Annotated in this window: 5 protein-coding genes; 2 read left to right on the forward strand and 3 right to left on the reverse strand. The window is 69.1% G+C overall.

The features are described from left to right. Positions 1 to 5: 5 nt before the first annotated feature. Positions 6 to 3,344: a LysM peptidoglycan-binding domain-containing protein gene (locus tag ACFQGU_RS17535; RefSeq protein ID WP_386768992.1), complete on the forward strand. Its 3,339-nt coding sequence runs from the start codon at positions 6 to 8 to the stop codon at positions 3,342 to 3,344. A 300-nt stretch (positions 3,345 to 3,644) separates the two neighbouring features. On the opposite strand, the gene ACFQGU_RS17540 is transcribed toward ACFQGU_RS17535, so the two are convergent. From ACFQGU_RS17540 to ACFQGU_RS17550, 3 genes are read right to left on the reverse strand one after another with little or no spacing between them, the layout of a single operon-like run. After that, positions 3,645 to 4,367: a hypothetical protein gene (locus ACFQGU_RS17540; protein WP_386768993.1), complete on the reverse strand. Its 723-nt coding sequence runs from the start codon at positions 4,365 to 4,367 to the stop codon at positions 3,645 to 3,647. Between the two features lies 1 nt (position 4,368). After that, positions 4,369 to 5,007, reverse strand: a complete 639-nt coding sequence (locus ACFQGU_RS17545) for a hypothetical protein (RefSeq protein WP_386768994.1) — start codon at positions 5,005 to 5,007, stop codon at positions 4,369 to 4,371. Beyond that, positions 4,997 to 5,839 carry a TIGR04255 family protein gene (locus tag ACFQGU_RS17550; RefSeq protein WP_386768995.1) on the reverse strand — a complete coding sequence of 281 codons (843 nt, stop codon included), beginning with the start codon at positions 5,837 to 5,839 and terminating at the stop codon, positions 4,997 to 4,999. The genes ACFQGU_RS17545 and ACFQGU_RS17550 overlap by 11 nt, the downstream gene beginning before the upstream one ends. Positions 5,840 to 6,179: 340 nt before the next feature. On the opposite strand from ACFQGU_RS17550, the gene ACFQGU_RS17555 reads away from it, so the two are divergent. Further along, the coding region (locus tag ACFQGU_RS17555; RefSeq protein ID WP_386768996.1) for an ATP-binding protein at positions 6,180 to 7,107 on the forward strand (928 nt) is incomplete at its 3' end.

A 7,107-nucleotide genomic window follows, 5' to 3' on the forward strand; every position in this document is an offset into this window, starting at 1 on the left:
AGTCCGTGACCCACGCCGGGCGCCGCCGGCGCGGCGCCGAGATCGTGCGCGCCGTGGCCGCCCTGCTCGTGCTCGCAGCGCTCATCGTCGGCATTCCCGCACTGCTGCTCGTCGTCGCCCCGGCGCTGGACTGGCCCACCCTGTCTTGGCAGGCAATCACCTCCGCGCTGACCCGCCCCGACGACGGGCACCTCCTGCTGACCGCGCTGACGCTGCTGGCATGGGCTGCGTGGGCGGTGTTCGCCGTCTCCGTGGTCGTGGAGACGGTCGCGATGCTGCGCGGCCTGCCCACGCCACGACTCCCGCTGGCCGGTGCGCCACAGAAGCTCGCCGCGTCCCTTGTCGCCTCGGCCGCGATGCTCCTGGCCGCACCCAGCGGTACCGCACCCGGACACATCCCGCCTGTCCCGGCCGTCGCCGCAGACCCGGCACCAACCGGGTCGGCTTCGTCGGCCCAGCTCCCGACCTCGGCCCCGGCTACGGGGCGCCCTGCGGCGCAGCCGACGGCCGCCCCGACCTCGCCTCAGCCGCGGGCCGACCACGGCGCAGCCCGCGCGTCCGCATCCTCGACCTCGGTGCACGCCCATGCGAATGATCAGGTCCATCAGGCGGGCCGGGCTGCTCGCGACCTCACGATCACCGTCGTGCGTGGCGACACCCTCTGGGACCTCGCAGCCACTCACCTCGGCGACGGCGCACGCTTCCGCGAGATCGCCCGCCTCAACTACGGGCGCCCCCAGCACGACGGCCGCACCCTCACCGACACCCACTGGATCCACCCCGGCTGGGTCCTGCTCCTGCCCGAGCAGCACGCGGCCGCACCCGACACCGCCCACGCGCCGAAGCCGACGCCGCAACCGGCGACGCAGAACGGCGGCTCGGAGCACCGCACCTATGTGGTGCAGCGTGGCGACACGCTCTGGGACATCGCCGCCCACCAGCTCGGCGACCCCCTGCGCTACCGGGAAATCCACCAGCTCAACCGCGACCGCACCCAGCCCGACGGCCAGCACCTCGACGACCCCCGGCTCATCCAGCCCGGCTGGATCCTCCTGCTGCCCGCCCGTCACGACGCCGACCCGGCTCCTGGGACCGCACCGACGGCACCACCCCGGACGCCCGAAGCGCCTCCCGTCGACGAGCCGGACGGTCGAGCACCGGTGATACCTGCCCCGACGACGCCGCGAGCTGTCACGGCCCCGCCCCACCGCACCCCCGCAGTAGAGCCCGAGCGCACAGCCGCAGCGACGCCCGCCCCGACGGAGCCGAGTGCACAGCAGACAGCCACCCCGGCAGCGGAGGCCGAAGCCGGAGATGCGATCAGCAGGAGCTGGTCGCAGATCGTTCTCGGACTCACCGCCCTGACCGCCACCGGGTTTCTCGCCGAACTCGCCCGACGACGACGACGCCAGCAGCAGCAACGCCGCCCCGGGCAGCGCCTCCCCCTGCCCACCGGGGACCCCGCCGCCGCGGAACGCATCCTGCGCAGCGCCCGGACTCCCGTCACCCTCGACACCGTCGCGTCGGCACTGCAGCAGATGGCCGACGGCTGCCGCACCACAGGACGGCCCATGCCACGGCTTCTGGCCGTCCTCGTCGGCCAGCACCAGCTCGACATCATCGTCGACGTGTCGATGGGGAACGGTGCCGCTGGCGACGAGCCTCCCCCTGCTGCACCGTTCACCAACGCGCCAGCCGGAGAGGCGCCCGTCGGCGACAACGTCGTTCTGTGGCGGCTCGACCCGACGGCGCTGGAAAGCGCACCCGGTGAGGATTCCGCGCCGTCGATGTCCGGGATCGTCGCCTATCCCGCCCTGGTGACCCTCGGCACGGTCGAGGACCGCATGTTCCTGCTCAACCTCGAAGCGGCCGGCACCTTCGAGCTGGTTGGCGACGACCACGCGACGGCGGCAGTCCTTCGGACGCTGGGCGTCGAGCTGGCCACCAGCCCCCTCTCCGCGGCGTCCACGCTCATCCTCACCGACCATCTGCGCGACCTCGCCGACGTCGCCGATCCCGACCGCGTCGCCGCCGTCGACGACACCGCCGCTGCCCGTCGCGCGGACGTCCGGCTCGCCACCGTGCGCCAAGCGCTCGACGCTGAGGACCTGCCCGACCTGCATGACGCGCGCTCGACCGGACGCGCACTGGACCACTGGGCTCCCGAGGTGCATCTGGGGCACGACAACGCCATCTGTCCGGCACCGTGGTCGGGTGTCGCCGTCGTCACGACCGCCAGCGCGTCACGGGAGAGCGCTACCGGGTGGATGATGCGCGTCCACGCCGACGCGGACGCCGTCCTCGAACCGCTCGGCGTGCACATCGTCGCGTCCCGGCTCTCCGACACCGACTACGAATCCCTGCTCGCGCTGCTGGACGCCGCCAACCAGCAACCCGAGTACGTCACCGAGGTTGCACCCGGCTGGGAACGGCCTGCGACCGGCTCGACCGCGCATATCGGCGAGTTGGACGAATCCGAGGAGGCCGACGACGTCGAGTCGCTCATCGAGCAGCTCATCTCGACCGCCCCGCTCGCCCTGAGATCACGGCGAGCTGCCGTCATAGCGGCCCTGCCCGACATCCCCGGCACGGCCGACGAGCGAGACCTCGAGCCGGACCCGGACACCCCCCGGATCATGCTGCTCGGCCGCGTCGACGTCGCCGGCGCCAGCACCCCCGCCACGGCGCGCCGAGGCCGCTCACTGGAGCTGCTCGCCTACCTCGCCCTGCACCCCGGCGCGAGTGCCAGCGAGCTCGACGACGCACTCTGGCCCGGCCAGCGCGTCACCTACGACATGCGGAACTCCCTCATCTCCCGAACCCGCACCTGGCTCGGCACCGACCACGACGGGCGGCCCTACCTCGAACACAGCAACAACTCCGGCCGCGGGTACCGGCTGCACCCGGCCGTGCGCACCGACTGGCACGACCTGCTCCGTCTGGCCCGCCACGGGCTTATCAAGGACGACGGCGACCAGCTGAACGCGGCACTCAGACTCGTCCGCGGCCGCCCCTTCCTCGGAGTCGACCCGGCCGGCTACGCGTGGGCAGAGGCCGACGCGCAGACGATGATCAGCACCATCGTCGACATCGCCCACGACACCGCCACCCACCTCATGGACAACGGGAGACCGACCGCCGCTCGGTCCGCACTCGCCACAGGACTCACCGTGGAGCCCGCCAGTGAGGCCCTCGCCTACCAGGCCATGCTCCTCGCGGCACGAACCGGCGACCGCTGCGAACTCGAGCGGCTTGCCCACCGACTTCGCGAGCAAGTCAGGGCTATCGACCCCGACGCGACACTGGACGCGACCTTGAGCGCACTACTGACGACGAGCAAATGACTCCGCCGGGAAGCCGCCGAGGCTGGACGTGTCCACGGAGCATTGCCGGAGCGGGCTGGACGAGATGCAGGGCATTCACTTCAGCTTCCGCGGTGCGATGCTGGGCATCCGCAATCCCGAGCTCACGAACTGTTCGGACACGAGGACCCAGAGAGCGCCCGTGAGTACCTCGGGTCCGCGAGTCTGCTGCACCGCCGCCTCGATATCGCTCAACAGAAGCTCGACGCGGGCTGATCTGGTCGCCTCAGCCATCTCCCCCAGGTCCCTATTCGCGAACTGCGTAGAGTTGATGGCGATCGGCTAGGCAGGCAGCAAGGGCAGGGCGAGTTGTGCCCTCGCAGCTCGCCGGACTTCGGACCTTCTCTGTGGGTCGCGCAAGGCGTCCTGCCGTGTCGGCCCGTCGGCGCTTGGCTGGCTGCGGAGGAAGTCGTGACACTCGTGTTCGGCGGCGGCGGGGTCGGCCCCCTGGGTCACACGCTCGCTTACCCAGTCCTCGGTCAGTTCCGCTTCGGCAGAAGGCCCCGCGGTGACTTCTGCGAAGAGATGGGTCGGGACGATGACTCGGCTGTTGTGGTGGACCCACCGCTGAAGGAGGAGGTTCACACCGACCTCGGAAAGGCAGGCGACACGGTCGTACGCGGCAAGGTCCTCCGGGGTGACCACCAGGATCTGGTTGAACTTGCCCGCGCGGTGACCGGAGTCGCCTCCGACGGCTTCCAGCAGCTCAGGCAGTGGCATGAGCTTGAAGCTCCCCTTCCACTGTTCCGTGGAGAGCAGCGGTGCCGGCTCGACCTCCGCTACGAGAATGCGCGGGACAAGGTCAACTCCGTTGATGCGGAGCGCGCAGGGGTGCTGGAGTACGAGCAGCTGCGAGGGACCGACGGCCTCGCTGGCCTGGCCCTCCGCAAGCGGGCGCGGAGTGAACACGTCTCCGGTGAAGACGGGCCGCTCATCAGCGACGTCCTCTCCACGCGCGAGATACAGCTCTCCCCAGTCATGGGGTGCCTCGAGCTCACTGGGCATGTCAGCCCTTGGTCCGGATGGACAGTTGCCCGTCCTCGGCCGCGAACACTTCGAAGTCCGAGCTGTACTGCTGACGCCAGTCGGGGTTCAGCTGGTTGAGGACGGTCTCCGTGTCTGTGTGGTTGCCCGCGTAGTCGAACAGAAGCTGGTACTGCTCCTGTGCGTAGAGGTCGACGGGGGTGACCGGGATGCCCGTGACCAACGGCATCTCGAACCAGGACGCGACCTCACTGACGAGGTAATCCTCGGTGATCAGGTCGCAAGCTGCGACGAGGTTGGCGAGCATGCGCCGGTTGTCTCCAGTGACCTTGCCGCCCCGCCGCCACTTCTGCACTGACGGCACGCTCACGCGGACCATGCGGGCGATGTCTCGCCAGGAGAATCCGAGGTCTGACAGGTGACCCAGGAGTTCGAGGGGTGCCTCCTTGCCTCGACGCATTGCCCGGTCGGTCCACTCGTTGAGCTGGGTGTCGAGGTGTAGCCCTTGGGTGTCGTCGCTGAGCTGGCGCACCTGATGGCGTAGGAAGCCCGCCTTCTCCGTGAGCTGAGTCGATGTCTGGGTCGAGGAGCGCTGCGCTGCTTCCAGGCGGGGCACGCCGAGCTGCGACTCGGCTGTGGCCAGGTCGTTGTCACTTGCCATCGCGGCGAAGCACCTCGTCTCGGAGTCGGTCGGTGATCGAGCTTTCGAACAGGGTTCTCACTGGTCCGTGGAGCGCCTCCAACGCGCTCGTGACCGCGTTCAGGTCAAGCTCCGGAACCGCCTGTGTGGCCGGACCCCAGTAGCTGTCGATGTCGATCAGGAAGAAGGGTCCGGGCGGCGGGGTCTTGCGCCGTAGATCGCCGTCGGGGGCGAGGGCGTATCCCTCCCCGGTTCCGTAGCGCAGGACGAGCGACATCTGCTCGAAATCGCCAGCGTCCAGCTTGCCGGAGTAGGTGGAGATGCCCTGCCACGCGTCGTTCGTCAGCTCCAGCTGATCAGCCAGGTGGTTCGGCCCCAGAAGGGTGGGTCCGATCCAGTCTCTCCATGAGCTGGTGTCGCCGACGCTGGGTACTCGGATCTCGTCGATGTAGCGCAGACCGAGTCGTTCCACCCCGTCGAGCGATCCGACGCTCAGCCGGGCTGAGAGCACCCGTTGGGTAAGCGCAAGAAACGCCTCGAACCCAGGGTATTCAGTCGTCTCGATGACCACGGCGTCCGCATGGAACGTCGCGCTCGTAATCAGGTCGCGGCTGAGGAAGCGGGGGGAGCTGATGGCCGTGGTGGGTTGGAACTGAGGGGCGGCGACGCCGGGACCGATGGTGGCGACCATGCCAGCGGGGCGATTGAGCGGCCTAGCCACAGGCAGTTCGTCTGCCAGCGCACGCTTGAGTTGCTGCTTCTCCCTGTCGCTCAACGTGCCGGCATCGGGGTGGCGGATCTCCGCTGCCACCAGGACCAAGGGCGCGTTCGGGTAGACCTCGCGGCTGGACACGTTCGAGATGGTACTCCTCTCGCTACCCCAACGACAACCGGAACAACAACTGAAACAGTGACCGCAATGTCGCAGGTGGCAATTGGGTTGGCCCCAAGACATCCCGTCGACCCAGCTTGGAGCCCCGCGCTGCCGCAGTAACAACAGTAGGAACCGGTCGGCCGCCGGCAGCTGGGCTGCACGGTGTCCCGGGTGGGTGCTTCACTGCCACGCCAGCCGTGGGGTGCTATGGCGCCATGTGTCGCAGCTCGACCCGGACTTCGTGCACCATTGCCTTTGGGGGGTTACCGAGGTTTAGAGAATCTGGCTAAAGCGAACTAACATCGATAACATTGCCTGTGTGGACCCGCTGCGCAACCCCTACACGCCCAACGCTGGCGCGCGACCGCCGGTGATTTTGGGTCGCGACGACCAGTTGCAGACCTTCGCGCTGCTGCTGGCCCGGATGGCGGCCGGTCGCACCGAGCAGTCGATGATCATCACCGGTCTTCGCGGGGTTGGGAAGACGGTCCTGCTGGGAAGCTTCCGCACGGAGGCGCTCGGGCAGAGCTGGGTCGTGATCGACAGCGAGGTGAGCAAGCACTCCGACGACGCGTTCCGCCGCGACCTGGTGTCGGACTTCCGGACCGCGCTGTTCGAGCTGTCCCCGAAGGCGCGGTGGAGCGATCGGCTCAAGCGCGCTGCCTCGGTGTTGCGTTCCTTCTCGATCTCCGTCGACCCGTCCGGGTCGCTGACGGCTGGCGTCGACGTGGCTGCGCTGGAGGGGCAGGCGGACAGCGGCAACCTGCACCGCGACCTGAGCGATCTGTTCGTCGCGATCGGCGAAGCGGCGCAGGAGCAGGGCCGCGGGGTGGTCCTGCTCTACGACGAGGTGCAGTTCCTCACCCAGCCCCAGCTCGAGGCGCTGATCGCGGCTCTGCACAAGACGGTGCAGCGCGGCCTCCCGGTCACTCTGGTTGGTGCGGGCCTTCCCCAGATCGCTGAGTTGGCAGGGGACGCGAAGTCGTACGCCGAGCGCCTGTTCAAGTTCCCGCGGATCGGCAGCCTGAGCGACGCGGACGCGAGCCGCGCGCTGGCCGACCCGGCCGAGAGCGAGGGCGCGACCTTCAGCCCTGGTGCGCTGCACCTCGCCGTCGAACTGACCGAGGGCTACCCGTACTTCATCCAGGAGTTGGGCTACGCCGTGTGGGGTGTGGCGGGCGGGCCGACGATCACCCCCGATGACGTCGAGGCGGCTCTGCCCCTATACGAGTCGAAGCTGGACTCCT

The organism is Longivirga aurantiaca (genome assembly GCF_042660085.1).
Classification (GTDB): Bacteria; Actinomycetota; Actinomycetes; order S36-B12; family CAIYMF01; genus Longivirga; species Longivirga aurantiaca.